This window comes from Kocuria tytonicola (assembly GCF_003687455.1).
GTDB lineage: Bacteria > Actinomycetota > Actinomycetes > Actinomycetales > Micrococcaceae > Kocuria > Kocuria tytonicola.
The window spans coordinates 1-1,409 of sequence record NZ_PHOA01000191.1 but is presented as its reverse complement, the minus strand read 5'-3'; the positions used below and the strand labels follow the sequence as shown (position 1 = coordinate 1,409).

The following is a 1,409-nucleotide window of genomic DNA, read 5'->3' as shown; positions in this document are numbered from 1 at the left end:
GACCCGATGACCCCCGCCGCCACCCCGGCCCGGGTGGACTCCCGGGCCAAGTTCACCGTGCGCGGCTGGTGCTTCCTCACCGCCGCCGTGCTGAGCCTGGCCGCCGCCACGTGGCTCGGTCGCAAGGACGTCCTCGCCCTGTCCCTGTTCCTGGGCATGGTCCCGCTGATGTCGGCGCTCGCCATGTGGCTGCTCAAGCCCCGCGTGCTGCTCAAGCGCTCGGTGGACCCGCCCCTCGTCACGCTCGGCGACGCCGCCCAGGTGGCCCTGCAGGTGCGACGCCGCTCGGCCTTCGGAACGCGCGGGCGCACCCCGGGATCCACCACCGCTGACCGCGCGGCCGTGGACGTGCACGAACGCGTGGACCCGCTGCTGGGCCGGGACCAGGACTTCTCGGTGCCCGTCTCGGGGGCGCCGGTGGGCTACACGGTGCGGCCGCGGCGGCGTGGGATCCACGAGCTGGGCCCCGCCACGGTGCGCGTGGACGATCCGTTCGGCGTGGTGACCGAGCTGCTGGACGTCGCCGAGCGCACGTCCCTGCACGTGGCCCCGGACCCCGAGGAGCTCACGGAGCACGGGGCCTCCCTGGCACGGGAGTCCGGCAACGACCCCGCCCGCCGGGCCCAGCCCCAGCCCGGTCCGGACAACGTGACCACCCGCGAGTACCGCCACGGCGACCCGATGCGCCGGGTGCACTGGGCGGCGTCGGCGAAGCACGGCGAGCTCATGGTGCGCCAGGAGGATCCCCGCAGCACGCGCAAGGCCGTGGTGATCCTGGACACCGTGGAGCAGCACTGGCCCGGCGAGCGCGTGTGGGCCGGTGTGCTGCCCTCCACCCACGAGTTCGAGTGGGCCGTGACCGCGGCGGCCTCGGTGGTCGAGCACCTCACCCGCCGGGAGACCGTGGTGCACGCCCTGGACGACCGCGGCAGACCCCTGCCGCGAGGGAACTCCGGGGCCGCCGAGCTGCGGGACACCGCGGTGGGCGACACCGCCGCGACCGAGGTGGTCCACGGCCTGTCCCAGGTGGCCCTGGCCCCGCGCCCCGAGCCCGGGACGGCGAGCGACCCGCTGACCGTGCGACTGGACCGTGAGGGCCTGGTCCATCCCGTGCTGCTGCTCACGGGCACGCTCTCCCCGGACGCCGCACGCCGGTACGTGCAGGCCACCGCGGGCAGCGCATCCTGCTCCGTGGTCATGGTGGTGGCGGCCCCGCTCGTGCGCCCGGAGAGCGCGGACGTGTTCGAGTCAGCGGGCTGGTCCGTGGTGCTCGCGAGCCGCTGGACGGACGTGGACGCCGCGTGGCTGGCCGTGACCGGCGGCGGTTCCCTTATGGCACCACCCCCACCCGAACCCGGTGCGCCCCAGCTGAGCATGGACGACGTCATGGGCCGCACCCGATCGAGGAC

Annotated in this window: 1 protein-coding gene; it reads left to right on the top strand. The window is 75.2% G+C overall.

Annotation, left to right across the window (positions count from 1 at the left end):
- Nucleotides 1–6: 6 nt before the first annotated feature.
- A partial coding sequence (locus tag CWC38_RS11770; protein ID WP_121846888.1) for a DUF58 domain-containing protein occupies nt 7–1,409 on the top strand: 1,403 nt, incomplete at its 3' end.